The organism is Rhizobium sp. NLR10b, assembly GCF_019685435.1.
Classification (GTDB): domain Bacteria; phylum Pseudomonadota; class Alphaproteobacteria; order Rhizobiales; family Rhizobiaceae; genus Rhizobium.
The window spans coordinates 111938-137599 of record NZ_JABDWV010000018.1; the positions used below are offsets into that span (position 1 = coordinate 111938).

General features: G+C 61.3%; 25 protein-coding genes and 1 tRNA gene. 15 read left to right on the forward strand and 11 right to left on the reverse strand.

The features are described 5' to 3' along the window. Nucleotides 1-192: 192 nt before the first annotated feature. The 10 genes from rimP (at nucleotide 193) to HJB91_RS26180 (ending at nucleotide 12439) form a co-directional block, all read left to right on the forward strand. The gene (rimP, locus tag HJB91_RS26135) at nucleotides 193-798 is read left to right on the forward strand and encodes a ribosome maturation factor RimP (protein WP_088396888.1); all 606 of its coding nucleotides are present in this window, start codon (nucleotides 193-195) and stop codon (nucleotides 796-798) included. 59 nt (nucleotides 799-857) lie between these two features. Then, nucleotides 858-2459 (forward strand): transcription termination factor NusA, encoded by a 1602-nt coding sequence (gene nusA, locus HJB91_RS26140; RefSeq protein ID WP_210629654.1) that lies wholly within the window; start codon nucleotides 858-860, stop codon nucleotides 2457-2459. Then, a complete protein-coding gene (locus HJB91_RS26145) occupies nucleotides 2456-3148 on the forward strand; it encodes an RNA-binding protein (RefSeq protein ID WP_221156119.1) in 693 nt (230 codons plus the stop codon). The genes nusA and HJB91_RS26145 overlap by 4 nt, the downstream gene beginning before the upstream one ends. 102 nt (nucleotides 3149-3250) lie before the next feature. Next, entirely contained in the window at nucleotides 3251-6004 is a 2754-nt protein-coding gene (gene infB, locus HJB91_RS26150) for a translation initiation factor IF-2 (protein WP_210629656.1), read from the forward strand. A gap of 150 nt (nucleotides 6005-6154) precedes the next feature. Further along, complete coding sequence (gene rbfA / locus HJB91_RS26155; RefSeq protein ID WP_009993666.1) at nucleotides 6155-6559, forward strand: 30S ribosome-binding factor RbfA; 405 nt, start codon at nucleotides 6155-6157, stop codon at nucleotides 6557-6559. Nucleotides 6560-6571: 12 nt separating this feature from the next. Further along, nucleotides 6572-7504 (forward strand): tRNA pseudouridine(55) synthase TruB, encoded by a 933-nt coding sequence (truB, locus tag HJB91_RS26160; protein WP_221147660.1) that lies wholly within the window; start codon nucleotides 6572-6574, stop codon nucleotides 7502-7504. 79 nt (nucleotides 7505-7583) lie between these two features. After that, nucleotides 7584-8432, forward strand: coding sequence for an alpha/beta fold hydrolase (locus HJB91_RS26165; RefSeq protein WP_210629658.1), 849 nt, complete (start codon nucleotides 7584-7586; stop codon nucleotides 8430-8432). A 151-nt stretch (nucleotides 8433-8583) separates the two neighbouring features. Next, nucleotides 8584-8853, forward strand: coding sequence for a 30S ribosomal protein S15 (gene rpsO, locus HJB91_RS26170; RefSeq protein ID WP_009997779.1), 270 nt, complete (start codon nucleotides 8584-8586; stop codon nucleotides 8851-8853). Between the two features lie 350 nt (nucleotides 8854-9203). Further along, complete coding sequence (pnp, locus tag HJB91_RS26175) at nucleotides 9204-11342, forward strand: polyribonucleotide nucleotidyltransferase (RefSeq protein WP_011423507.1); 2139 nt, start codon at nucleotides 9204-9206, stop codon at nucleotides 11340-11342. Nucleotides 11343-11422: 80 nt separating this feature from the next. Continuing rightward, entirely contained in the window at nucleotides 11423-12439 is a 1017-nt protein-coding gene (locus HJB91_RS26180) for a class I SAM-dependent methyltransferase (RefSeq protein ID WP_221147658.1), read from the forward strand. Nucleotides 12440-12532: 93 nt separating this feature from the next. On the opposite strand, the gene fabI is transcribed toward HJB91_RS26180, so the two are convergent. From fabI to fabA, 3 genes are read right to left on the reverse strand one after another with little or no spacing between them, the layout of a single operon-like run. Then, entirely contained in the window at nucleotides 12533-13339 is an 807-nt protein-coding gene (gene fabI, locus HJB91_RS26185; protein ID WP_210629660.1) for an enoyl-ACP reductase FabI, read from the reverse strand. Nucleotides 13340-13343: 4 nt separating this feature from the next. Then, the gene (fabB, locus tag HJB91_RS26190) at nucleotides 13344-14576 is read right to left on the reverse strand and encodes a beta-ketoacyl-ACP synthase I (RefSeq protein WP_221147657.1); all 1233 of its coding nucleotides are present in this window, start codon (nucleotides 14574-14576) and stop codon (nucleotides 13344-13346) included. A gap of 45 nt (nucleotides 14577-14621) precedes the next feature. Then, a complete protein-coding gene (gene fabA, locus HJB91_RS26195) occupies nucleotides 14622-15137 on the reverse strand; it encodes a 3-hydroxyacyl-[acyl-carrier-protein] dehydratase FabA (protein ID WP_020920068.1) in 516 nt (171 codons plus the stop codon). 301 nt (nucleotides 15138-15438) lie between these two features. On the opposite strand from fabA, the gene irrA reads away from it, so the two are divergent. Then, the gene (gene irrA / locus HJB91_RS26200; RefSeq protein WP_221156121.1) at nucleotides 15439-15858 is read left to right on the forward strand and encodes an iron response transcriptional regulator IrrA; all 420 of its coding nucleotides are present in this window, start codon (nucleotides 15439-15441) and stop codon (nucleotides 15856-15858) included. Nucleotides 15859-15873: 15 nt separating this feature from the next. Here irrA and HJB91_RS26205 read toward each other — a convergent pair whose 3' ends face one another. Then, the gene (locus tag HJB91_RS26205) at nucleotides 15874-16509 is read right to left on the reverse strand and encodes a trimeric intracellular cation channel family protein (protein WP_210629663.1); all 636 of its coding nucleotides are present in this window, start codon (nucleotides 16507-16509) and stop codon (nucleotides 15874-15876) included. Nucleotides 16510-16686: 177 nt separating this feature from the next. Here HJB91_RS26205 and HJB91_RS26210 point away from each other — a divergent pair, with 177 nt between their 5' ends. Further along, the gene (locus HJB91_RS26210) at nucleotides 16687-17160 is read left to right on the forward strand and encodes a hypothetical protein (RefSeq protein WP_221156123.1); all 474 of its coding nucleotides are present in this window, start codon (nucleotides 16687-16689) and stop codon (nucleotides 17158-17160) included. 2 nt (nucleotides 17161-17162) lie between these two features. Here the strand turns inward: HJB91_RS26210 and HJB91_RS26215 are convergent, their stop codons facing one another. Then, nucleotides 17163-17951, reverse strand: coding sequence for a YdcF family protein (locus HJB91_RS26215; protein WP_221156124.1), 789 nt, complete (start codon nucleotides 17949-17951; stop codon nucleotides 17163-17165). Nucleotides 17952-18025: 74 nt separating this feature from the next. Beyond that, complete coding sequence (locus tag HJB91_RS26220) at nucleotides 18026-18742, reverse strand: YoaK family protein (protein WP_210629666.1); 717 nt, start codon at nucleotides 18740-18742, stop codon at nucleotides 18026-18028. Nucleotides 18743-18970: 228 nt separating this feature from the next. On the opposite strand from HJB91_RS26220, the gene HJB91_RS26225 reads away from it, so the two are divergent. Beyond that, a complete protein-coding gene (locus HJB91_RS26225; protein WP_221147656.1) occupies nucleotides 18971-19207 on the forward strand; it encodes a DUF2798 domain-containing protein in 237 nt (78 codons plus the stop codon). A gap of 56 nt (nucleotides 19208-19263) precedes the next feature. Here HJB91_RS26225 and HJB91_RS26230 read toward each other — a convergent pair whose 3' ends face one another. From HJB91_RS26230 to HJB91_RS26240, 3 genes are all read right to left on the reverse strand, one after another. Continuing rightward, nucleotides 19264-19446: a GIY-YIG nuclease family protein gene (locus tag HJB91_RS26230; protein ID WP_311044446.1), complete on the reverse strand. Its 183-nt coding sequence runs from the start codon at nucleotides 19444-19446 to the stop codon at nucleotides 19264-19266. Between the two features lie 177 nt (nucleotides 19447-19623). After that, nucleotides 19624-19699 (reverse strand) — tRNA-Ala (locus tag HJB91_RS26235). Nucleotides 19700-19847: 148 nt separating this feature from the next. Further along, nucleotides 19848-20231 (reverse strand): TIGR02300 family protein, encoded by a 384-nt coding sequence (locus HJB91_RS26240; protein ID WP_210629669.1) that lies wholly within the window; start codon nucleotides 20229-20231, stop codon nucleotides 19848-19850. Between the two features lie 386 nt (nucleotides 20232-20617). Between HJB91_RS26240 and cmk the strand changes: the two genes are divergently transcribed. Together cmk and rpsA are read left to right on the forward strand one after the other, a co-directional pair. Further along, the gene (gene cmk / locus HJB91_RS26245; protein WP_221156131.1) at nucleotides 20618-21265 is read left to right on the forward strand and encodes a (d)CMP kinase; all 648 of its coding nucleotides are present in this window, start codon (nucleotides 20618-20620) and stop codon (nucleotides 21263-21265) included. Nucleotides 21266-21440: 175 nt separating this feature from the next. Next, complete coding sequence (gene rpsA, locus HJB91_RS26250) at nucleotides 21441-23144, forward strand: 30S ribosomal protein S1 (RefSeq protein ID WP_210629671.1); 1704 nt, start codon at nucleotides 21441-21443, stop codon at nucleotides 23142-23144. A gap of 77 nt (nucleotides 23145-23221) precedes the next feature. Here the strand turns inward: rpsA and HJB91_RS26255 are convergent, their stop codons facing one another. Then, complete coding sequence (locus tag HJB91_RS26255) at nucleotides 23222-24748, reverse strand: hypothetical protein (protein WP_210629672.1); 1527 nt, start codon at nucleotides 24746-24748, stop codon at nucleotides 23222-23224. 225 nt (nucleotides 24749-24973) lie between these two features. Then, nucleotides 24974-25600 carry a ribonuclease D gene (locus HJB91_RS26260; RefSeq protein WP_064800202.1) on the reverse strand — a complete coding sequence of 209 codons (627 nt, stop codon included), beginning with the start codon at nucleotides 25598-25600 and terminating at the stop codon, nucleotides 24974-24976. Nucleotides 25601-25662: the final 62 nt, after the last annotated feature.

Below are 25662 nucleotides of genomic sequence, written 5' to 3' on the forward strand. Positions count from 1 at the left end.
ATCGCTGGCCATAGGTCCGTTCTCCTCGCCCGGCATGAATTGGCGGAATCGCTCTCAGACCTTGCAATTCCGGAAAAACCCGACTATATGGCTCTCAAATTCTTGATCGCTTGATGAAGAGTGGGCCGCAAGGACCCGCTCTTTTTTATTAGCTCGATCGCCTGAACAGCTTGAAATTGCGAGGAGCGCCGCTTGTCGGACATGACAAACGCAGACAACGAACTTGAGCCGCGGCTGATTACCGAAACCGGGCTCGACCAGCGTCTTGCCGATATCATCGAACCGGTTCTCGTCGGCATGGGCTTCCGGCTGATCCGCGTGCGCATGCTGAACCAGAACGGCGCCACGATGCAGGTGATGGCCGAGCGCAATGACGGCACGATGACGGTTCAGGACTGCGAAGAAGTCTCGATGGCGATTTCTCCCGTCCTCGATGTGGAAGATCCGATCGATAAAGAGTATCATCTCGAGGTGTCTTCGCCCGGCATCGACCGTCCGATGGTGCGGAAATCCGATTTCGTCCGCTGGCAGGGCCACCTTGTAAAGTGCGAAACGTCGATCATGATCGGCAACCGCAAACGCTTCCGCGGCAAGATCGTCGAAGCAGACGCCGATGGATTCACGCTCGAGCGTGACCAGGTCGCCTATGGGGAAGAGCAGAAGGTCGTCATTCCCTTCACGGCGCTTAGCGATGCGAAGCTCATTCTGACCGACGATCTGATCCGCGATGCGTTGCGCGCCGACAAGCTGGCGAAAGCGCAGGCCGCGAACCAGAACGAAGCAGACGACCAGGAATAACCGATCAACAGACCGCTACAGGGACGGGAACCCTGGAGTAAAGACGGAGAAACAAGACAATGGCAGTCAGTGCGAACCGGCTCGAACTTCTGCAGATCGCAGATGCAGTGGCGCGCGAAAAAGTCATCGACCGGGAGATCGTGCTTGCCGCAATGGCCGATGCCATCCAAAAGGCGGCGCGCTCCCGTTACGGCACCGAATCCAACATCCGGGCCGACATCAATCCGAAGACCGGTGAAATCCGTCTGCAGCGTCTGCTCGAAGTGGTCGACAAGGCCGAGGATTATTCGACGCAGATCCCGCTAGAGCTTGCCCGCGACCGCAATCCGGACGCAGCCCTTGGCGATTTCATCGCCGATCCGCTGCCGCCGATGGATTTCGGCCGCATCGCCGCACAGTCCGCCAAGCAGGTGATCGTGCAGAAGGTGCGTGAAGCCGAGCGCGACCGCCAGTTCGACGAATTCAAGGATCGCGTCGGCGAAATCGTCAACGGCACCGTCAAGCGCGTCGAATACGGCAACGTCATCGTCGATCTCGGCCGTGGTGAAGGCATCATCCGCCGCGACGAAATGATCCCGCGCGAGAACGTGCGCTATGGCGATCGCGTCCGTGCATACGTATATGATGTTCGTCGGGAGCAGCGCGGTCCGCAGATTTTCCTGTCGCGCACACATCCGCAGTTCATGGTGAAGCTCTTCACCATGGAAGTGCCTGAGATCTACGACGGCATCATCCAGGTGAAGTCGGTCGCCCGCGATCCGGGTTCGCGCGCCAAGATCGCGGTGATCTCGAACGACAGCTCGATCGATCCGGTCGGCGCCTGCGTCGGTATGCGCGGCTCGCGCGTCCAGGCCGTCGTCGGCGAACTCCAGGGTGAGAAGATCGACATCATCCCCTGGAGCCAGGACCCGGCGACCTTCGTCGTCAACGCCCTGCAGCCGGCGGAAGTGGCCAAGGTCGTTCTCGACGAGGACGCCGAGCGCATCGAAGTCGTCGTTCCCGACGAGCAGCTGTCGCTTGCGATCGGCCGCCGCGGCCAGAATGTCCGCCTCGCTTCGCAGCTGACCGGCTGGGATATCGATATCATGACGGAGGCCGAGGAATCGGAACGCCGTCAGAAGGAATTCAACGAGCGCACCAACCTGTTCATGGATTCGCTCGACGTCGACGAGATGGTCGGCCAGGTTCTGGCGTCGGAAGGCTTTGCCGCTGTCGAAGAACTTGCCTATGTCGATCTCGACGAAATCTCCTCGATCGACGGTTTCGACGAAGAGACGGCGCAGGAAATCCAGCAGCGCGCTCGCGAATTCCTCGAGCGTCTCGAAGCCGAGATGGACGAGAAGCGCAAGGCGCTCGGCGTTGAGGACGAGCTGCGCCAGATCGATGGCATGACCGCCCAGATGATGGTGGCGCTCGGCGAGGACGGCATCAAGACGATCGAGGACTTTGCCGGTTGTGCGGCCGATGACCTCGTCGGCTGGACGGAACGCAAGAACGGCGAAACGAAAAAATTCGAAGGACTGTTCTCGAAGTTCGACGTCTCGCGTGTCGAGGCCGAGCAGATGATCGTGCAGGCCCGCCTCGCGGCCGGCTGGATCACCGAAGAGGACCTGGCGAAGGGGACCGAGGAAGAGGTCATCGAAGCCGAACAGGAAGCATGATGACCGCGCATGAGCCGAACGTTCTTCCTGAGGACGACGATCTTGCAGGGTATGACGTGAACGGACGCATGTGCATCGTGACGCGCGAAAGCGGATCGCCGGAGGAGCTGATCCGCTTCGTCGCGGCTCCCGACGGAACCGTCGTCGCCGACCTGAAGCGCGAGCTTCCGGGGCGCGGCTGCTGGGTGAAGGCCGACCGGTCGCTGGTCGACAGGGCGGTGGCGAAAAAGCTGTTCGCCCGGGCGCTGAAAACGGAAGTGAAGGCAGCAGACGATCTCGGCGCGAGCGTCGACCGGCTGCTGGCGGCGCAAGTGATGCAGATGATGAACATGGCGCGCAAGGCCGGCCAGTTCGTCAGCGGCGCCTCGAAAGTGGATGCCGCAGTCAGAAGTGGAGCAGCCCTTGCGGTGTTTCACGCCACTGACGCAGCGGATGATGGAGTGCGAAAAATCGACCAGGCCCGCAAGGCCTGGCACCTCGGAATGGAGACCGAGGAGGAGATACCTTCCTACCGTTTCTTCTCGGAGAGCGAAATGGAAGGCCTGATGAGCCAGAATGCTTTTATCCATGCCGCAGTGCTTGCAGGGCAGGCGGGTGAGGGTGTAGTGAAGCGCGCAAAGATGCTCGAACAGTACCGTATTGGCGGTCAGTCCCGGGCAGCGGGCGGCGCTGGCCGGCAACAACAATGAGGCGGTCACCGGCATCGGCCGGTCTCATTCTCATTGATCGACAGTATTTGAACGACAGGGTCTGATCTAGTCATCGCTCCCTGTCCGAAGGAACGGGAACGAATGACCGATAGTAACGACGACAAGACACTCAGCGTAACGGGCAAGAAGACGCTCACCCTGAAACCATCGGGGATGAGCCAGGGCACCGTTCGCCAGGATATGGGTCGGGGTCGCACCAAGGCGGTCGTGGTCGAGACCCGCAAGCGGCGCCCGATGCGCCCGGAAGACGAAAAGCCGATCACGCCTGCAGCCCCCGCAGCTCCGGTTCGCGCAGCCGAACCGGCGCCGGCACCTGCTCAGGCGCGTCCGCAGCAGTCGACGCCGGCACCGCGGATTCATCAGCCCGGCGGCAGCCAAGCCAACCAGCGTCCGCAGCAGTCCTATCAGCAGCCGCGTCCGAACGATCGCCCGCGCCCTGTCGTGCTGAACCATCTGTCGCCTGAGGAAATGGATGCGCGCCGCCGTGCGCTCGCCGAATCTCAGGCGCGTGACGCCCAAGATGCGATCCGCCGCGCCGAGGAAGAAAAGCGCCGCGCCGCCGAAGAGGCTGTCCGCAAGGCAGCTGAAGCGGAGGAAGCCGCACGCAGAGCCGTCGAAGAGGCAGCCCTGCAGGCCGAAGCGGCCGCCGCTGCCGCCGCCGAACCGGTAGCCGCTGCTGCAGCGCCGGCTCCCGCTACGGCCGAGGCTCGCCCGAACACGACCCCGCGCCCGGCAGCACCCGCGCCGGCAGCACGCCGGCCCGATGCCGACGGAGCAGCCGCTCGCCCGGCGCCCGGCGCGCCCGCTGGCGTGCGCGGCCGTCGCAATGACGGCGACGATGACGACCGTGGCGCTTCGCGCAGCGGTCCGGCGCGCGGCCGCGTCGTTCGCCCCGAACCTGCAAAACCGGTGACGACCCGTCCGAAAACGGATGAGGAGCGCCGTCGCGGCAAGCTGACGATCACCACCGCCGACGTCGACGGTGAGGACGCCGGCCGCAGCCGTTCGCTTTCGGCGATGCGCCGCCGGCAGGAGAAGTTCCGCCGCAGCCAGATGCAGGAGACTCGCGAGAAGATTTCCCGCGAAGTCGTCCTGCCGGAGACCATCACCATTCAGGAACTGTCGCAGCGCATGTCCGAACGCGCCGTCGACGTCATCAAGTACCTGATGAAGGAAGGCCAGATGATGAAGCCGGGCGACGTCATCGACGCCGACCTTGCCGAACTCATCGCCGGCGAATTCGGCCATACCGTCAAGCGTGTCTCTGAATCCGACGTCGAACTCGGCATCTTTGACATCGCCGATGTCGAAGGCGACCGCGTTTCGCGTCCGCCCGTCGTCACCATCATGGGCCACGTCGACCACGGCAAGACCTCGCTGCTCGACGCCATCCGCCATGCCAACGTGGTTGCCGGCGAAGCCGGCGGCATCACGCAGCACATCGGCGCCTATCAGGTGGAACAGAACGGCCAGAAGATCACCTTCATCGACACCCCCGGCCACGCCGCCTTCACGGCGATGCGTGCCCGCGGCGCGCAGGCGACCGACATCGCGATCCTGGTCGTGGCAGCCGACGACAGCGTCATGCCGCAGACGATCGAATCGATCAATCACGCCAAGGCGGCCGGTGTTCCGATCATCGTGGCGATCAACAAGATCGACAAGCACGAAGCCGATCCGCAGAAGGTGCGCAACCAGCTTCTGCAGCACGAAGTCTTCGTGGAATCGATGGGCGGTGAAACGCTTGACGTCGAAGTGTCGGCCAAGACAGGCAAGAACCTCGACAAGCTGCTCGAAGCCGTTCTGCTGCAGGCGGAAATCCTTGACCTCAAGGCCAATCCGAACCGCACCGCGGAAGGTACCGTCATCGAAGCTCAGCTCGACCGCGGCCGCGGCTCGGTTGCCACGGTTCTCGTTCAGAACGGTACGCTGAAGCCGGGCCAGATCATCGTCGCAGGCGATGTCTGGGGCCGTGTGCGCGCGCTCGTCAACGACAAGGGCGAGCATATGAAGGAAGCACCGCCGGCGATGCCCGTCGAAGTGCTTGGCCTTTCCGGCACGCCGCAGGCGGGTGACAAGTTCGCCGTCGTCGAGAGCGAAAGCCGCGCCCGCGAAATCTCGGAATACCGTCAGCGTCTTGCCCGCGACAAGGCGGCTGCCCGCCAGTCGGGACAGCGCGGTTCGCTGGAACAGATGATGACGCAGATGCAGAGCACCGGCATCAAGGAGTTCCCGCTCGTCATCAAGGGCGACGTGCAGGGTTCGATCGAAGCGATTGCCGGCGCGCTGGAAAAGCTCGGCACCGACGAGGTCCGTGCCCGCATCGTCCATTCGGGCGCAGGCGGCATCACCGAGTCGGATATTTCGCTCGCCGAAGCCTCGAACGCGGCCATCATCGGCTTCAACGTTCGCGCCAATGCGCAGGCACGCCAGTTCGCCGAGCGCCAGGGCATCGAGATCCGCTACTACAACATCATCTACGACCTCGTGGATGACGTGAAGGCAGCGATGTCGGGCCTCCTGTCTCCGGAACGGCGCGAGACCTTTATCGGCAATGCCGAAATCCTGGAGGTGTTCAACATCACCAAGGTCGGCAAGGTGGCCGGTTGCCGCGTTGTCGAAGGCAAGGTCGAGCGCGGGGCGGGTGTGCGCCTCATCCGCAACGACGTCGTCGTTCACGAAGGCAAGCTCAAGACCCTCAAGCGCTTCAAGGACGAAGTCTCCGAAGTGCCGATGGGCCAGGAGTGCGGCATGGCCTTCGAAAACTACGAAGACATGCGCGTCGGCGACGTCATCGAGTGCTTCCGCGTCGAACATATCACACGCACGCTCTGATCCTCGGCGTTACAGCAGCTTGACAAAAGCCATCCGCTCTCCGGCGGGTGGCTTTTCTATCTGCCGGCTTGACCTTTTCGGCCAAAAGAGTCATGGACGCTCTCCTTTGACGGGTTCGATTCCCAGCCGCATCGGCAAACAGAGATAACAATGACCAGACCAACATCCTCCGCGCCTTCGCAGCGCATGCTGCGCGTTGGCGAACAAGTCCGCGCCGCGATCACCCAGGTGTTGCAGCGCGGTGAAGTGCGTGACGACATCATCGAGGCGACCGTGATTTCGATCTCCGAAGTGCGCATGTCGCCCGATCTCAAGATCGCCACGGCTTATGTGACGCCGCTCGGCGTTTCCGACCACAGCATCGTCATCGAGGCGTTGAACCGCCATGCGAAGTTCATCCGCGGCCGGCTCGGGCCCCAGCTTCGGCAGATGAAATACATGCCGGAGGTGCGCTTCCGCGACGACACCAGCTTCGACAATTACAAGAAGATCGACGAGCTGCTGCGTTCGCCCGAGGTGAGCCGAGATCTCGATGGCGACAACGACGAACAGTAACAGAAGAGACTGATGTCCAAACCACGCAAACCCAAGGGCCGACCGATTTCCGGCTGGCTGATTCTCGACAAGCCGGTGGATTTCGGCTCGACGGAAGCCGTTTCCAAGATCAAGTGGCTCTATAAGGCGCAGAAGGCCGGCCATGCCGGCACGCTCGATCCGCTGGCCTCCGGCATGCTGCCGATCGCGCTCGGCGATGCAACCAAGACCGTTCCCTATGTGATGGACGGCCGCAAGATCTATGAATTCACGGTGAGCTGGGGCGAGGAGCGCGCCACCGACGATCTCGAAGGCGAGGTCACTGAGAGTTCGAACAAGCGGCCGAGCGAACAGCAGATTCGCGATATCCTGCCCAAATATATCGGCACCATCAGCCAGGTGCCGCCGCAGTTTTCCGCCATCAAGATAGCGGGAGAACGCGCCTACGACCTGGCGCGCGACGGCGAAGCCGTCGAGATCCCCTCGCGGGAAGTGGAAATCTTCCGGCTGACCCTGCTTGCCTGCCCGGACGCCAATACCGCGCATTTCGAAGTGGAATGCGGCAAGGGCACCTATGTCAGGGCGCTTGCCCGCGATTTTGGCCGCGAACTCGGCTGCTACGGACATATATCAGGGCTGCGGCGCACTTTTGTCGCGCCCTTTTCGGAAGAGGTCATGGTTCCGCTCGCAAACCTCGTGGCGCTGGAATCGATCGAGGATATGGATGAGCGGCTCGCCGCCCTCGATGCGCTGCTGATCGACACCTGCGAAGCATTGTCGGCCCTGCCCCATCTCGTCATCAACGACGACCAGGCGCACCGGCTGAAGATGGGTAATCCGATCCTGGTGCGCGGCCGCGATGCGCCGATTGCCGAAAGCGAAGCCTATGCGACGGCACGCGGCAGGCTGATCGCGATCGGCGAAATCGGCCAGGGCGAGTTTCGACCGAAGCGGGTTTTCGCCTGAATCCGTACCACTGACGATTGTCAGGCGGTAGCGATACGATATCCTTGCCCTTGGGCCATGGTGGCTCGAGGGGAAAACCATGCGTAGAATCGCGAAAGTACTGACGTTCTTTTCGTTGTTCCTGATCGTTGCCGGCGCCCAAGCCACCGAACGATGGGCCGAGCTTCCCGCCTTTCCTTCAATGCCCACGCCGAAGACGAGCGGCATGGCTGATGTGAACGACATCAAGATGTATTACGCCGAATATGGTGAAGGCGATCCGATCCTCTTCATCCATGGCGGTCTTGGAAATGCCGACGTCTGGGGTCATCAGGTGGCGGAGTTTGCTCGGGATCATCTGGTCATCGTCGCCGACAGCCGCGGTCACGGCCGGTCGACACGTAGCGGGCAGGCTTTCGGCTACGATCTGATGACCTCGGACTACGTTGCCCTTCTCGACTATCTGAAGATCGACAAGGTGACGCTCGTGGGATGGTCGGACGGCGGCATCATCGGCATCGACATGGCGATGAACCATCCGGAAAAGCTGACCCGCGTTATCGCTCAGGCGGCCAACGTCACGACGGACGGCGTTAAGGGCGACGTTTTGGAGAACAAGACCTTCAGCCACTATATCGAGGTTGCCGGTGACCAGTACAGAAAGCTTTCGCCGACGCCGACCGAATACGAGGCCTTCGTCACCCAGATCTCTCAGATGTGGGCGACGCAGCCGAACTGGACGGCGGCGGACCTTGGAAAGATCACCGTACCCGTCACGCTTGCGATCGGCGATCACGATGAAGCCGTCAAGCTCGACCATACGGAGATGATGGCAAAGGAGATCCCGGGCGCAAAACTTGTCATCCTCAAGGATGCCAGCCATTTCGCCATGCTGCAGGATCCCGGCGGTTATGATGCGATGATCCGGGACGCCATGGCCGGCCGTTGAAAGCGGCTGCGGGAGCCCCCTCTTTCCATCGCTGCATATTTGGTTTATAGGCAGCGCCAGCGTCAGGTCCGCCTGCTCGCATTCACGGCCAAAGCTGGACGACATCCCGGCTTTTGGCGACGTCTTCTCCTCTCATAGAAAGGAACGTCCGATGTCGATCACTGCTGAGCGCAAGGCTGCGCTGATCAAGGAATACGCAACCGCCGAAGGCGATACCGGTTCTCCGGAAGTCCAGGTCGCGATCCTGACCGAGCGCATCAACAACCTGACCGAACACTTCAAAGACCACAAGAAGGATAACCATTCCCGCCGTGGCCTGCTGACGATGGTTTCGAGCCGCCGCTCGCTTCTTGATTATCTCAAGAAGAAGGATGAAGGCCGCTATTCCAAGCTGATCAACAGCCTGGGTATCCGCCGCTAAAATTATCCGGCGGGCGCTTTTAAGCGTCCGCCGGATCTGTTTCGGGACGACGCTCCCGATGAAATGTTCCGCCCGCGCCCTATCTCATGCGGTGGAACGACCGGCAGACCCGGATGGGCCGGTTCTGCCAAACCAACCGCTGACCTGTCATGGGGCAGGATTGCCGGATGCTTTCGGCCAAAGCTCTCCAAGGCTTTGGCCCAAGTTTCTCAGGAACTCTCACGTTCGAGAAACTGCCGATGAAAAGCCTCCCGTTGTCTTGCCCGTGATACGTCACATTGATTGCGGTCGACTGTGCGCTGCGCCCTGAAATCGGCGATGGCGCGTGCTCCCGCATTGAAGGACAAGATATGTTTGATACACACACAGTGGAAATCGAGTGGGCCGGCCGCCCGCTGAAGCTCGAAACCGGCAAGATCGCCCGTCAGGCCGACGGTGCGGTTCTCGCCACTTACGGCGAGACCGTCGTTCTTGCCACCGTCGTCTCTGCCAAGGCGCCGAAGCCCGGGCAGGACTTCTTTCCGCTCACCGTCAACTACCAGGAAAAGACCTATGCAGCCGGCAAGATCCCCGGCGGCTATTTCAAGCGTGAAGGCCGTCCGAGCGAAAACGAGACTCTCGTTTCCCGCCTGATCGACCGCCCGATCCGCCCGCTCTTCCCGGAAGGCTACAAGAACGACACCCAGGTCGTCGTCACCGTCGTCCAGCACGACCTTGAAAACAATCCTGACATCCTGTCCATGATCGCCTCTTCGGCGGCGCTGACGCTTTCCGGCGTTCCCTTCATGGGCCCGGTCGGCGGCGCGCGCGTCGGCTACATCAACGGCGAATATGTTCTCAACCCGCATCTCGACGAGATGGATGAGTCGAGCCTCGACCTCGTCGTCGCCGGCACCTACGACGCCGTGCTGATGGTCGAGTCCGAAGCCAAGGAACTGCCCGAAGACGTCATGCTCGGCGCCGTCATGTTCGGCCACAAAGGCTTCCAGCCGGTTCTCGACGCGATCATCAAGCTCGCCGAAGTCGCCGCCAAGGAGCCGCGCGACTTCCAACCGGAAGACTATTCCGAGCTCGAAGGCGAGATGCTGAAGCATTTCGAAGCAGAACTGCGCGAAGCTTACAAGATCACCCAGAAGGCTGACCGCTACGCCGCCGTCGACGCCGTCAAGGCAAAGGTCAAGGCGCATTTCCTCCCCGAGGAAGGCGAAGCCAAGTATACGGCCGAAGAAGTCGGCGCGATCTTCAAGCACCTGCAGGCCAAGATCGTCCGTTGGAACATCCTCGACACCAAGAGCCGCATCGACGGCCGCGACCTTGAAACCGTTCGTCCGATCGTTTCGGAAGTCGGCCTTCTGCCGCGCACGCATGGCTCGGCGCTCTTCACGCGCGGCGAAACGCAGGCGATCGTGGTTGCCACGCTTGGCACTGGAGAAGACGAGCAGTATGTCGACAGCCTGACCGGCATGTACAAGGAGCGCTTCCTGCTCCATTACAACTTCCCTCCCTTCTCGGTTGGTGAGACCGGCCGCATGGGGTCCCCGGGTCGCCGCGAGATCGGCCACGGCAAGCTCGCATGGCGTGCGATCCGTCCGATGCTGCCGTCGGCGGAGCAGTTCCCCTACACGCTGCGCGTCGTTTCCGAGATCACCGAATCCAACGGCTCGTCCTCGATGGCAACCGTCTGCGGCACGTCGCTGGCGTTGATGGATGCCGGTGTCCCGCTGGCGAAGCCGGTTGCTGGTATCGCCATGGGCCTGATCCTGGAAGGCGATCGCTTCGCCGTCCTCTCCGATATCCTCGGTGATGAAGATCATCTCGGCGACATGGACTTCAAGGTTGCCGGTACGGCCGATGGCATCACTTCGCTGCAGATGGACATCAAGATCGCCGGTATCACCGAGGAGATCATGAAGGTCGCTCTCGGCCAGGCCAAGGGCGGTCGCGCCCATATCCTCGGCGAAATGGCCAAGGCCATCACCGAAAGCCGCGGCCAGCTCGGCGAATTCGCTCCGCGCATCGAAGTGATGAACATCCCGGTCGACAAGATCCGCGAAGTCATCGGCTCCGGCGGCAAGGTCATCCGCGAAATCGTCGAAAAGACCGGCGCGAAGATCAACATCGAGGACGACGGCACCGTCAAGATCGCCTCCTCTTCCGGCAAGGAAATCGAAGCGGCGCGCAAGTGGATCCACTCGATCGTCGCCGAGCCTGAAATCGGCCAGATCTATGAGGGCACTGTCGTCAAGACCGCCGACTTCGGCGCCTTCGTCAACTTCTTCGGCGCCCGCGACGGCCTCGTTCATATTTCGCAGCTCGCTTCCGAGCGCGTCGCCAAGACGACTGACGTCGTCAAGGAAGGCGACAAGGTCTGGGTCAAGCTGCTCGGCTTCGACGAACGCGGCAAGGTTCGTCTGTCGATGAAGGTTGTCGACCAGGCCACCGGCCAGGAGATCCCGAACGAGAAGAAGAAGGAAGAAGCGGCCGAATAAGCCGCCTCCGCCAGCTTTAGAGCTTTTCCGGGCGCGGGAATCTTCCGCGCCCCTTTTCTATTCTAAATGAGACGAGACCGATGAGCCGCGAAACGTTGAAGACCCTATTCCATCCGTTTGCCAGCGGTACAATCCAGCCGCCCGGCGAAGGCGAGCGTGTGCTCTTTCTCGGCGCCGAAGCAGGCTTTGCGCTGCCGGAAGGTTTTGCCGCCTCGCTCAGCGCCATCCAGGGCTTCCGGCCGCTCTACCGCCAGCTGCTGGCGCAGCGGATCGAAGCCACACCTGAGATCGACGGCGAGGACTATGACGCAGCACTCGTGCTCTGCACCAAGCACAAAGGCGAGAACGAGGCCAACCTCGCCGCCGCGATCGCCCGCACCCGGGCCGGCGGGCTGATCGTCGTCGCCGGCGCCAAGGAAGACGGCGTCCAGCCGCTGCGCAAGCGGATGGAAGGTTTCGGCCTCGCCATCGACCACATGCCGAAATATCACGGCGTCGCCTTCTGGTTCGGACGGCCGGCCGAGGCCGGCGGCATCATCTCCAAACTGGCAAAGGCGCCGGTGCGCGTCGATAATCGCTTCCATGCGACAGCCGGCATGTTCTCGCATGATCGGATCGATGCCGGATCGGAACTGCTCGCCTCGCGCCTGCCGCAGGATTTTACCGGCGACGTCGCAGATTTCGGCGCCGGATGGGGCTATCTCTCGGTCGAGATGGCACAGAGATCGCGCGGGCTGGCCCGCCTTGACCTCTATGAGGCCAATCACGCGGCCCTGGAGGCCGCGCGGGGTAACCTGGCGGAGAACTGCCCGAACGCGCCAGCGCGCTTCTTCTGGCACGATCTGGCGGGCGAGCCGGTCAAGGACAAATACGACCTCGTCATCATGAACCCGCCCTTCCACGAGGGCCATGCCGCCGAGCCATCGCTCGGCCAGGCGATGATCAAGACAGCCGCCTCCGCCGTTCGCGGCGGCGGCAGGCTGATGCTGGTCGCCAATCGCGGCCTGCCTTATGAGCCTGTTCTGGCAGCGAACTTCAGGGAAAGCGGCGAAACCTGCCGCAATGCCCGCTTCAAGGTTCTGTGGGCGAAGAAATAAGGCTCAGGCCGCTTCGACCCCGAGTTCTTACCCGCAAAACAAAAGGCCGTGCGCAGAGGATGCGCACGGCCTTTGAATTTCAATCAGCGGCGTTTATTCGACGTCGGCGTTGCGCAGGGTCTCCAGCGTTGGCATCGAGGTGATGTTGAAGCCGGCATCGACGAAGTGGATTTCGCCGGTGACGCCGGCGGAGAGGTCGGAGAGCAGGTAGAGCGCCGAGCTGCCGACCTGATCGATGGTCACGGTCTTGCGCAGCGGCGCATTACGCTGGTTCCAGGAGAGGATCGCGCGCGCGTCCGAAATTCCGGCGCCGGCCAGCGTGCGGATCGGGCCGGCGGAAATGCCGTTGACGCGGATGCCGCGCGGGCCGTAATCGGCAGCGAGATAACGCACCGAAGCCTCGAGCGCCGCCTTGGCGACACCCATGACATTGTAATTCGGAATGACGCGCGTCGAGCCGTTATAGGTCAGTGTCAGCATCGCGCCACTGCCTTCCATCAGCGGAGCGCAGCGCTTGGCGATCTCGGTGAAGGAGAAGCAGGAGATGACCATGGTGCGGCTGAAATTCTCCCGCGTCGTATCGGCGTAGAGGCCCTTCAGCTCGTTCTTGTCCGAGAAGCCGATGGCATGGACGATAAAATCGAGCTTGCCCCAGCGCTCGCCGAGCGCGTCGACCACGGCATCGACGGAAGTGATGTCCTCGACGTCGCAAGGCAGCACGAAATCCGAGCCGACTTCGGCGGCCAGCGGCCGGACGCGCTTGCCGAGCGCATCGCCCTGATAGGTGAAGGCGAGGTCCGCCCCCTGTGCGGCGAGCGCTTTTGAAATCCCCCAGGCAATCGAATGGTTGTTTGCGACGCCCATGATGAGGCCGCGCTTACCCTGCATGATTCCAGTCATGTTGTTATCCGTTATAGCGCTGGAAGACGAGCGTGGCGTTCGTCCCGCCAAAGCCGAAGGAATTGGAGAGAGCGATATCGATCTTCGCATTGTCGATTCGCTTGCGCACAATCGGCACACCTTCGAATTCGGGATCGAGCTCGGCGATATGGGCGCTTTCGCCGATGAAACCTTGCTGCATCATCAGCAGGGAATAGATCGATTCCTGCACGCCGGCCGCACCGAGCGAATGGCCCGTCAGCGACTTGGTCGATTGGATATGCGGGATCTTGGTGCCGAACACCTCGCGGATGGCGCCGATTTCCTTGCTGTCGCCGACCGGCGTCGATGTGCCGTGGGTGTTGATATAGTCGACATCGCCTTTGACGGTGGAAAGCGCCTGGCGCATGCAGCGGACAGCGCCCTCGCCCGAGGGAGCGACCATGTCGTAACCATCAGAGGTGGCGCCGTAGCCGACGATTTCGGCGTAGATTTTGGCGCCGCGGGCCTTGGCGTGCTCCAGCTCCTCCAGCACCAGCACGCCGGCGCCGCCGGCGATGACGAAACCGTCGCGGTTGACGTCATAGGCGCGCGAGGCAGTATCGGGCGTGTCGTTATATTTGGAGGACATGGCCCCCATCGCGTCGAAGAGGTTGGACATCGTCCAGTCGAGATCTTCGTGGCCGCCGGCAAACATCATGTCCTGCTTGCCCCACTGGATCATTTCAGTGGCATTGCCGATGCAATGCGCCGAGGTCGAGCAGGCCGACGAGATCGAATAGTTGACGCCGTGGATCTTGAACCAGGTGGCGAGTGTGGCCGATGCGGTTGACGACATCGCCTTCGGCACGGCGAAGGGGCCGATGCGCTTCGGGCTGTGGTTCTTTACGGTGATCTCGGCCGCCTCGATGAGTGTGCGGGTGGACGGGCCACCGGATCCCATGATGATGCCGACGCGCTCGTTCTGTGCGTAGTCCGTCTCTTCCAGACCGGAATCGGCGATCGCCTGCTTCATGGCGACATGGTTCCAGGCGCCGCCCTGCGACAGGAAGCGCATGGCGCGGCGATCGACCAGTTCGCCAAGTTCCGCCTGGCCGAGCTTGGGGCTGCCCCAGACCTGGCACTTGAAGCCGTGTTCGGCGAAATCGTTGGAAAAGGAGATACCCGACTTTGCCTGGCGCAAGGATTCGGTGACTTCGGCCGCATCGCTTCCGATCGAGGAAACGATACCCAGACCCGTGACAACTACCCGTCTCATCTGATCAAACCTTTGTTGTTTTCGTCAGCCGCTCGAAATGCGGTTTCAGGCGGTCTTGTCTTTCGATAGACCGACGCGAAGGTCGGACGCCTGGTATATGGTCTCGCCATCCGCCTTCAGCCAGCCATCGGCCGTGCCGAGCACGAGGCGACCGCGCATGACGCGCTTGAAGTCGATGCCGTATTCGATCAGCTTCGTATGCGGCCGGACCATGCCCTTGAATTTCACTTCGCCGGTTGAAAGCGCCATGCCGCGACCTTCCTCGCCAAGCCAGCCCAGGAAGAAACCGGTCAGCTGCCACATGCCGTCGAGGCCGAGGCAGCCAGGCATGATCGGATTGCCTTCGAAATGGCAGGGAAAATACCAGTCGTCGGGGCGTACATCGTATTCGGCCCTGAGATAGCCCTTGTCGAAGGCGCCGCCCGTTTCGGAAATGTCCGTGATGCGGTGAACCATCAGCATGGGCGGCAGCGGCAGCTGCGCATTACCGGGTCCGAACAGCTCGCCATGGGCGCAAGCGATGAGTTCTTCATACGAGAAGCTGGACTGTCTGGTGGTCATAAAATTTCTTTTTCCCCCCGCGTGAAGCCGATGGATGTGAACGTGTAGTCCAAGTTCTTCAGAAAATGAAGCACAAGCAAGGCAGCTTCATTCATCGGTTTGGACCAGGCTTACGCCATTATTTGGTGGTCGCATACAGGAAGGCCAGAGCTGCGACCAGACCTATTTGCATCAAAAGCCCGTTTTTGCCGCGTTTGTCAGGCTCTTGTCCCCACTGAACTATTGAAAGGCTCCGATGCAAAAGTTATACCGCTTGAAGAAACATGATTGCTTTATGCAGGAATAATCGGAGTTGGTGTTGATGACGGGTGCACTCCCGATCGCAATAGAGGTAAGGCTGCGCGGCGCGGGCCTTCGCCCCACACGCCAGCGCGTCGCGCTCGGCGACCTCCTGTTTGCCAAGGGCGACCGGCATTTGACCGTCGAGGAACTGCATGAGGAGGCGGTTGCCGCCGGGGTGCCGGTTTCGCTGGCGACCGTCTATAACACGCTGCACCAGTTCACCGAAGCCGGTCTCATCCGCGTTCTCGCCGTCGAGAGCGCCAAGACCTATTTCGACACCAATGTTTCCGACCACCACCATTTCTTCATCGAAGGCCATAACGAGGTGCTCGACATTCCCGTCAGCAACCTGACGATCGGCAATCTGCCGGAGCCGCCCGAAGGTTTGGAGATCGCTCATGTCGACGTGGTGATCCGCCTGCGAGCCAAGCAAGGCTGACGGCGACCAAAAGGCTCACATCACATCGTCGGGATGCCGCCCGGGCTTGTGTTTGTAGATCGGGAAGGTCCAGCCGAACCAAAGGGCGCCGCCGCGAACGGCAAAGGCCGCCACAACGCCGCAGCCGGAGGCGAGATAGAGCGGCATTCCCAACGCATTGGCGAGCGTGAACACGCCGGCCCCGACCAGCGCCGCCGTCACATAGATTTCCGGCCGCAACAGCACCGAAGGCTCGTTTGCCATCAGATCGCGCAGGATGCCGCCGAAGGTCGCCGTCAGTGTGCCGGTGACGATCGCGATGGTCGGCGAGCCGGTAGCGGCAAGTCCCTTGGCGGCACCCAGAACGCAATAGGCGGCAAGGCCGATCGCATCCAGCCAGATCAGCAGGCGATAGCGCGATTCCAGCAGATGGGCGGTGAAGAAGACAATCACGCCCATGATGCAGCAGACGAGGATATAGGCAGGGTTCAGCACCCAGAAGACCGGTACACGGCCGAGCACGATGTCGCGCACGGTGCCGCCGCCGGTTCCCGTGACCATGGCAAAAAACAGAAAGCCGATCAGATCGAGCTGCTTGCGCGAGGCGGCGAGCGCGCCTGTCGCGGCAAACAGCGCAATGCCGGCATAATCGAGATAGACGAGCAAGGACATGCGGACCCCGGAGCCGGCGAACAGTTTCCGGAAAGAACCATGGCGGCAAGGGCGGCGCAAGGCGGCGCGGCGATAAAGCATCAGTCTTTATTCGATGTATGTCGTATCCCGAAACCGCTGCATGGTTTTAGGCGACATGCCTTGGCTTCAGAGCCTTTGTCCAAAAGAGGAAAGCCCGTGAAAACGCTGGTGCTCGCCGTTCTCAATATTGTCCTGCTGCTCGCCATGCCGGTAGCCGCGCTTGCCCAGCAATCGCTGATCTCCGACCCCGAAATCTACGAGAAGAAGCATTTCCAGGAACAGTGCAAAGCGGCCGAATTCGCCGACGGCTTCGTTATCAGGCAGGACATCAACAATGACGGGCTGATCGACGCCGTGGTCAATGAGGGCCAGCTGACCTGCGACGGGCAGAAGGAGCCGCAATGCAACGACGACGGCTGCACCTATAATTTCTATCTGCAGGTCGCCGAAGGCGGTTATTTCATGATCGCGACGGCACAGATCTACGGCTACGACTTCGTCCAGCGCTTCGGCAACATGGTGCTGGCGATGAAGATGCATCCGCGTTTCTGCGACCGCACCGAAGGCGATCCCTGCATCGTGACCGCGCGTGTGCGCGGCACGAAATTCGTCACCATCTCGAAGAAATAAGCTTAGCGCGGATAAAGCTCCGACGTCCGGCCGGCGAGATAGTAGCCGACCAGGCCGTACCATTCGCGGATCGCCGTTGCCATATTCTGGGCGTTGAGGTTCGGCTGAGTGAAATCCAGGTTCAGCCGAACCTGCCCGTCGGTGCGATAGTCGGTCGGCCAGGGCACGATGTCGATGCCGAGCTTACGGAAGATGCCGACGGAACGCGGCATATGGAAGCCCGAGGTGATCAGCAGGCACTGGGAAAGGCCGTGGCCCGCGAGGACTTCTTTTGTATTGACGGCGTTTTCGAAGGTGGTGCGCGATTGCCGCTCCTCGATCAGGCGATCCTTGCTGACGCCGAAGAGCGGGAAGAAGCGCTCGGATGCCGCCGCATCGCCTTCGTAAATGCCCGAGAGTGAGCCGTCGCCGCCCGAGATCAGAATGCGCGACTGCGGAAACTTCTGCGCGAGCCGCAGCGCTTCGATGAAGCGGTCGGCGGCAGGATTGAATTCAATGCCGTGGCGCGCCGTATTCACCTCGTTTTCGAAGGCGCCGCCGAGCACGATCATGCATTGCAGGCTGTCGGGATCGGCGGCAGGTTTGGCGAAGCGCTGCTCGAGCCCCTGCATCAGAAGGTTGCCGGCCGTGGTGTAGAGCGTGATGAAGAGGATGAGGGCTGAAGCCATCGCGCCGAGGACGCTTGAGCTGTGCCAGCGCAGAAGTCCGGCGGCAAAGGCGAAGAAGACGAGAAGGAATGCCAGCGACAGCGGCTGGGCAAAAATCCAGACAAGCTTGGAAATGACGAACAAGACCTACTCCTTGAGGATGGGCGCGCGTCCTTCCTATCCGATTCGGCGGTAACAGGAATGCGACGGTCCTATCGCTAGCGCAGGGCGCCCGTGTGATGCGGCGCGAGCTTCTGGTTGAAGCGCCGCTGAAGCGGCCGGGGAATGAACATGGCGACAAGCGCCAGCGCCATGGCAAAGATGGAGACCAGCCACAAGGCATGGGCGCCGGTCAACCGGGTCAGGACGGCACCGGCGATCGCGCCGAGCATCATGCCGCCCCAGGGGACGAGCTGGATCGTCCATTCGACACGGCGATCGCCGATAATCCAGCGGCCGATGCCGCGGCCGAAACGCGACAGTGCGCCTGTGACATAAGTCAGGCCGATCGGCAGGCCTTCGATATGTTCGACGGCGGCGTTCACCATGCCCATGGAACAAACGATCATGTAGAACCGCACCAACATCAGGCTCTCAGCCGTCGTCATCGAAGCAAGCGCCAGAACGGCCCCGACGCAGCCGAGAACGACGAAGATGCGCCGCTCGGAGACATGGGCGATGACGATACCGGTCGCATTGCCGAGCACGAAAACGAGAATGGCGGAGATCAGCACCGCCGCATGATAAAGATTGCCCTGGCCCAGCGCGAGTGCGGCCCGCGTCGTATTCCCCGTCATGAAGGAGACGAAATCGCCGGTCAGCAGCAGCCCGGTCGCATCGGTCATGCCGGCCAGAAATGAAATCGAACCGACGAGGGCGAGCCCGGTCAGGGTTCGTCGTGTACGAATGATACGGCGGCGTCTTGCTCTGGTCATTGGGGATCCTGAAGGCGAATCACTGAGATTCTTGCAGCAAGGATAAATCCTGTTCGTTGAGGAATTGGCAAAGAGGATTTGGCCGGGGCCACGCTTGCGCGAAAAGATTCTTTCGATCATAAAACGGCGTCGCTTCAGACCGAAGCTCCGTAAGCGTTTACGTCAATCAACGCGCAACCGCCGATCGGCGCTGCGCGATTGTTCGATCGGCATCTTACGGAGATCAAAATGCCCAAAGGCAAACTCCCCAAGCGCTACAATGCGATCGTCATGCCGCTCATCCTCTCGCTGCTAATGACATCAGTCGTCTCCGCAATCAGCATCGTCAGAGCGCAAGGCCTGACCGCAGTTGCACTTGCCATGTGGCCATCCGCCTGGGTCCTCTCCTGGGCCATCGCCTTTCCGGTGCTGTTATTGGTGCTGCCGGTGGTGAAACGGGTGACGGCAGCGATCGTGGAGATGTGAGGCGGAAGGCGCCGGCAGGCTGTGGGAACGGTCTGCCGGGGGTGGCGTGAGCGCGGCTAGAGTCTTTTCTTTGCGAATGCTCTGCCGGAAGCCGACTTCAAATACTTCTCAAAGGCAAAGGCCTGCGCTTCGTCGGAGAAGGCGAGATAGGTCTTGAGAGACCAAGGGGCGTATTTCGAGGTATGAGAAACTTCTCCGGCATTATGTTTTGCCAGACGCGACTTCAGGTCGCCCGTCACGCCAACGTATTAGCGATCCGGAAGTTCGACACTATTGAGAATGTAGACATATTTCATGGAAGGATCACAGCCCGCCTACGTTGCTTCGCAACTACGTCGCGGCAGCCTCCGCCTCCTTCTCGCCCTCGTTCCGTCAAGCCTTCCGGCTTGCCAAGCCGAAGCTCGAAGAGCGTAGGCTGGTGGAGCTAAGCGGGATCGAACCGCTGACCTCTTGCATGCCATGCAAGCGCTCTCCCAGCTGAGCTATAGCCCCATCAAGGCGGTCCGGCATGGCCGGTCCTGGGATGCTCCGGAGGGCGTTCCCTCTGGAGTGGCGGCTTCTTACTTGCGGTTTTCGCAGATAGCAAGCCCAAAAAAACCGACCCGGAATTTTTTTGTTGTCCGGGCCGGCATTTGTCCGATCAGACTTCGTCTTCGTCGCCGGTCACGCCGATAATGTCGCTCATGTCGTCATCGTCGTCGTCTTCGTCGGGCGTGAGGAAAGTGTCGTCATCGTCGTCGCCTTCGATTTCGACATCGTCGTCGCCCATGTCCGGAATGTCGTCGCCAGAGGCGCCGTCGTCGGCATCCTCAAGCGAAACCAGTTCGACTTCGGTGTTTTCGGTATCGACTTCCGCGACCTCGTCTTCTTCGGCAACCTCAGCGATCGCCGAGGTTTCCTCGAAGAAGGACAGGGGATAGGACTTGCCGGTATAAGGGGAAACGATCGGATCCCGGTTCAGATCATAAAACTTCTTGCCGGTTTCCGGATCGGTGCGCTTGGTTCCAAGTTCCGCTTTCGCCACTATAAGCCTCGTGAGAATGGCCGAATCCGCGATTCGGCAAAATGCCGTGCAAGCCGGCGTTCCATCGGAATTTATAAGCCGGTCCCCTTAATCGCTGTGGCTTCCCATGTCAAAGCCAAACTTTATCATCTCGGCGCGGGCGTTTTGGCCTGCAGACGGATGACCGCTCATGGTGTTTGTGGTAACGAGCCGCGGCAGTAGAAGAAGCGGGCGAAGGCAGCAGCCGGCCAGGCCGACGCTTCGGAAGAAATGTGCTGCAGTTACAGAGGATTACGGGATGCATGGCTCTGCGCCGCAGCCCACCGCCAGCTTCCAGCTGTTCCAGCCGCATCCGCGCAAGACGACCCCTTTGGCGCCATACGGCGCATCATTGCAGGATTGATCCCATGGCAACAAAGAGTTTCACCATCGCCATCGACGGCCCGGCGGCGGCCGGCAAGGGGACGCTTTCGCGTCTTATCGCTGAACGATACGGCTTTCACCATCTCGACACGGGGCTGACCTACCGCGCAACGGCCAAGGCGCTGCTCGATGCCGGCCTGCCGCTCGACGACGAGGCGGTGGCCGAAAAGATCGCGCGGGAGGTTGAACTCGCCGGACTGAATCGCGATATACTTTCCCGACACGAGATCGGTGAAGTTGCCTCGAAAATCGCCGTCATGCCGGCGGTGCGCCGGGCGCTGGTCGAGGCGCAGCGCCGGTTTGCGGCAAAGACGCCGGGCACGGTGCTCGATGGGCGCGATATCGGCACGGTCGTATGCCCGGATGCGCCGGTCAAGCTCTATGTGACGGCGTCGCCGGAGGTGCGCGCCAGACGCCGTTACGACGAGATCCTGGGCAAGGGGGCGACGGCGGATTTGGAGGCGATTTTCGAAGACGTCAAGCGGCGCGACGAACGCGACATGGGGCGGGCCGACAGCCCTTTGAAACCAGCTGATGATGCGCACTTGCTTGATACGTCGGAAATGAGTATAGAGGCCGCGTTTCAAGCCGCTCAATCGATCATCGATGCGGTCTTGAACCGAAATGCCTAAATTCAAGCGATTTTGCATGCTCAGACGCATGGATCGCTTTAATGCAGCCTGAAATTCCGTCCAAGCGCCGGATTGCCTTCGTCAGAGAAGGCGGACTGGGTTCAGGCCCATTCAACACGAACCAACCGGCGCATACGTGGGCCTTGACGCTATCGAAGGCCACGCAGGAGATTTTATGTCAGTAGCAACTCCCTCTCGCGAGGATTTCGCGGCCCTTCTCGAAGAGTCCTTTGCCAAAAACGATCTGGCTGAAGGCTATGTCACCAAGGGCATCGTCACGGGCATCGAAAAGGATGTCGCCGTTGTCGACGTCGGCCTCAAGGTCGAAGGCCGCATCGCGCTCAAGGAATTCGGCGCACGCGCCAAGGACGGTTCGCTGAAGGTCGGCGACGAAGTCGAAGTCTATGTCGAGCGCATCGAAAACGCGCTTGGTGAAGCCGTTCTGTCGCGCGAGAAGGCTCGCCGCGAAGAAAGCTGGATCAAGCTCGAAGCCAAGTTCGAAGCCGGCGAGCGCGTCGAAGGCGTGATCTTCAACCAGGTCAAGGGCGGCTTCACGGTCGACCTCGACGGTGCGATCGCCTTCCTGCCGCGTTCGCAGGTCGACATCCGCCCGATCCGCGACGTGACCCCGCTGATGCACAACCCGCAGCCCTTCGAAATCCTCAAGATGGACAAGCGCCGCGGCAACATCGTGGTTTCGCGCCGCACGGTCCTGGAAGAGTCCCGTGCCGAGCAGCGTTCTGAAATCGTTCAGAACCTCGAAGAAGGCCAGGTTGTCGACGGCGTCGTCAAGAACATCACCGATTACGGTGCGTTCGTCGACCTCGGCGGCATCGACGGCCTGCTGCACGTCACCGACATGGCATGGCGCCGTGTGAACCATCCGTCGGAAATCCTGAACATCGGCCAGCAGGTCAAGGTTCAGATCATCCGCATCAACCAGGAAACCCACCGCATCTCGCTCGGCATGAAGCAGCTCGAGTCCGATCCGTGGGATGGCATCCAGGCCAAGTATCCGGAAGGCAAGAAGATCTCCGGTACCGTTACGAACATCACCGACTACGGTGCGTTCGTCGAGCTGGAGCCGGGCATCGAAGGCCTGATCCACATCTCGGAAATGTCCTGGACCAAGAAGAACGTTCACCCTGGCAAGATCCTGTCCACGAGCCAGGAAGTCGAAGTCGTCGTTCTCGAAGTCGATCCGTCCAAGCGCCGTATCTCGCTCGGCCTCAAGCAGACGCTGGAAAACCCGTGGGCAGCATTCGCCCGCAGCCATCCGGCCGGCACTGAAGTTGAAGGCGAAGTCAAGAACAAGACCGAATTCGGCCTGTTCATCGGCCTCGACGGCGATGTCGACGGCATGGTGCACCTCTCCGACCTCGACTGGAACCGTCCGGGCGAACAGGTCATCGAGGAGTTCAACAAGGGTGACGTCGTCAAGGCCGTCGTTCTCGACGTCGATGTCGAGAAGGAACGCATCTCGCTCGGCATCAAGCAGCTCGGCAAGGATGCTGTTGGTGAAGCAGCAGCTTCCGGCGACCTGCGCAAGAACGCCGTTGTTTCCTGCGAAGTCATCGCCATCAACGATGGCGGCATTGAAGTGAAGCTCGTCAACCACGAGGACATCACGTCCTTCATCCGTCGCGCCGATCTCGCCCGCGACCGCGACGAGCAGCGTCCTGAGCGTTTCTCGGTCGGCCAGGTCGTCGACGCCCGCGTCACCAACTTCTCCAAGAAGGACCGCAAGATCATGCTGTCCATCAAGGCCCTGGAGATTGCGGAAGAGAAGGAAGCCGTCGCTCAGTTCGGTTCGTCCGACTCGGGCGCTTCGCTCGGCGACATCCTGGGCGCAGCCCTGAAGAACCGCGGCGGCGAATAAGCCTCGCAGTCACGTCTGAAATGCGGAACCCGCCGGAGCGATCCGGCGGGTTCTTCATTTTCAGGTGATGAAAGCCGCTATTCCCAGCCGGCCATGCGCTGATAAAGCGCGTAGACCGGATCGGCTGCAGTGTCGGGCCGATATGCCGACGGCTCGGTATCGATCATCCTCGGCGTCCTGCGCTCGGGTGCAGCCTCCGCCCCTTCAGCATCGGGTTCGGCATCCTCGCCGCCGGATTGCGCCTGCTGCTCGTCCTGCGGCGCACCGTCCTGGTGATGGTGATGCTGGTGGCTCGTTTCACCGGCCTTTTCGTTCGACGGCGTATCCTTGGCGAACTGATAAGGCAGCTGAGCATAGGCAAAGCCCTCCGCCACCTTGGCCGCGAGCGGCACATAAGAGGCCTCCGCCATGTCGGGCAGCGGCATCGGTTGCGGCTGTGCGGCAATTTCTTTCGGCTGGCGGGCAGCCGCAGCCGTGGCCCCGGGTTCCATCTGAGACAGGTGGGGCATTGCGGACTGTCGAGCATCGGCAGCGGCCAGATCTGCCGGCTGTCTCGTCAAGGTCTCCTTCGCTTCGCTGATGACGGCCTCGTCGAGAATGGCATCGACCTCCACCGCCGCCTCGACGGGACCATCCTCCTGCACCGTTTCGACGTCCTGCTCACGGATGATGGTTACGATCATCTCGGAGACCGCTTCGGTCATGGAGGCGAGGATTCCCGTCCAGTTCCGGGGAATGAGAGGATCGGCTTTTTCCGACGTTGCGAGAGGCTGAATGACCGGCGGCTCCGTCACCTCGGCCGTGTCGTCACCCGCACGCGGCTCTGCCGGCACTGATTGCCGGGCTTCGACCTTCGGGGCAAGCTCTGCTTTTGTCACCGAAGCGGAGCGAATCCAGTTTTCAGACTGCGAAATTTCAGGATCCGCGGCTTCCACGGCTGCGGCGCTCACCGCTTCCTCGCTTGCCGCAAGCAGGGCGGTCTCGATCAATTTGCCGGCTGGTTCAGATTGCGTTTCCGCCGGCTGGCGGATCGCGGCGAGCAGGCTGGCTTCATGCAGCTGGATCTCGGGCCGGGCTTCGGCGCGCATCGGCGAAGCATCGTTCTGACCATAGGATCGGACGACGGCGCGGGCAGCGAGATCACGGTCCTTGTAGCGCACGATTTCCAGATAGGCGATGATACGCGCCGCCTCAGGCCCTGTCGGATTCTTCAAGGCTTCCGCGATCGTCCGAAGCGGCAGACTGTGCCCCTGCGCGCTCAGCTGGCCTTCGACCTCATCGATCCTGGCGGTCGGCAGCCCGCGGATGGCATCGGCGAGCCGGGAGGCGAAGGCGGAATTGCTCTCGTCCTCGCCGCGATCGAGCGAGATCGAGCGGCCAGCCGCATCGATGACATCGAAAAGGGCTTCAACCATGCGCTCGCGCGCCGCAAGGAGCAGGATATTGAGCTTGCCGGCAATGGCGGAATTCAGCTCAGTGGCCTCGACCGCGTTGACGGGCGCGGGGGCAATCACCGAACGGTCAGGACTGCCGGCCACGATCGCCGCAGTCTGGCCCTGAGATGAAAAGCTTGCATTGGACGCTGCACGAACGGGGGTCAGCATGGCATGCCCTTTCGTAAAGTGACGATGAAAGCAGGCTCTATGAAAGGACCGCGCTCATCCGGTCCCTTGCATCCCGAGCAGATCCTCCTGTCCGCATGACGCAAGCGGCGCCATCGAATGCCTAAAAATTAAATCGAATATTAAGAAACAGAGATTAACGAATCGCTAACGCCGGCGGATCAGTTCACCCGCGACCGCAGACAGTGAAGATTGACGGCAATTCGCTCAGCTGTGAGCGAAGATATCGGCCTCTTCCCAGCCGAGCAGGTCGAGCTTGGCGCGCGTCGGCAGGAATGCGAAGCAGGCCGTGGCATGATCGAACCGGCCGTCGCGGATCAGGCGGGCCGTCAGCTTGTCGCGAAGCGCGTGCAAGTAAAGCACGTCGGAAGCGGCATATTCGAGCTGGGCCGGCGACAGCGTCTCGGCCGCCCAATCGGACGATTGCTGCGCCTTGGAGACATCGACGTCGAGCATTTCCTTGAGATTGTCCTTGAGGCCGTGGCGATCGGTGTAGGTGCGGCAGAGGCGCGAGGCGATCTTGGTGCAGAATACCGGGTTCGTCGTGACGCCGAAGGTATGGAAGAGCACGGCAATATCGAAGCGGCCGTAATGAAAGATCTTCTGGTGCGTGGGATCTTCGAGCAGAGCGACGAGATTGGGGGCCTCTTTCTGGCCGGCCGCGATGCGGATGATGTCGGCGGTGCCGTCACCCGGAGAAAGCTGGACGACGCAGAGACGATCCCGCCGCGGCACCAGGCCCAGCGTCTCGGTATCGATCGCGATCGCGCCGGTGTAGCGGGCCGCGTCGGCCGCGGAAATATCGCCTTCGTGATAACGGATGGTGGCGGCCATGAGACTGTCTTTCGTTCGGATATTCTCCACTCGCGCTATAGCGCAAAGGCACACATTGCGAA